Origin of the sequence: Mesorhizobium sp. M8A.F.Ca.ET.208.01.1.1, from assembly GCF_004791315.1 — a bacterium.
GTDB lineage: Bacteria > Pseudomonadota > Alphaproteobacteria > Rhizobiales > Rhizobiaceae > Mesorhizobium.
Genome location: NZ_SRUT01000099.1, coordinates 1 through 377 on the forward strand (window position 1 = coordinate 1; position 377 = coordinate 377).

General features: G+C 61.5%; 1 pseudogene. It reads right to left on the minus strand.

What is annotated here, in order from left to right:
• A pseudogene (locus EN851_RS34460) lies at nucleotides 1–278 on the minus strand (tRNA (N6-threonylcarbamoyladenosine(37)-N6)-methyltransferase TrmO); the annotation flags it as partial.
• Nucleotides 279–377 lie beyond the last annotated feature (99 nt).

Here is a 377-nt window from a genome sequence, read left to right on the forward strand (position 1 = left end):
GGTTTCTGTACAATCAGATTCCGCGGCGCGTGATCGAGCCAGGACAGGATGACGATGTGGCTGGCGCGGTCGAGGTTCTGCAGCCCCTGGCGGTAGGTTTCGTTGATCAGGATGGTCGCCGTCCGTCCGGTCTCGCGGGCGGCGCGCATGTTCTTGGGACAATCCTCGCGGCTCGTCCAAGGCGAGGCGATCCGGCCGATGAAGACGACATGGCCGTCCGGCGGCAGATTGGCCGGGTCGTTTTCCAGGAGCGTCTCGTCCTCGCGTCTCTCGAACATCGTTCAATCAATCCGCGGACGCATGGCCTGCAATGCGCGGACCATGGCTGCGCCATTTTCTTGTCCGAGAGCGACATAACGCTTGCCAGGGTTTTAAAT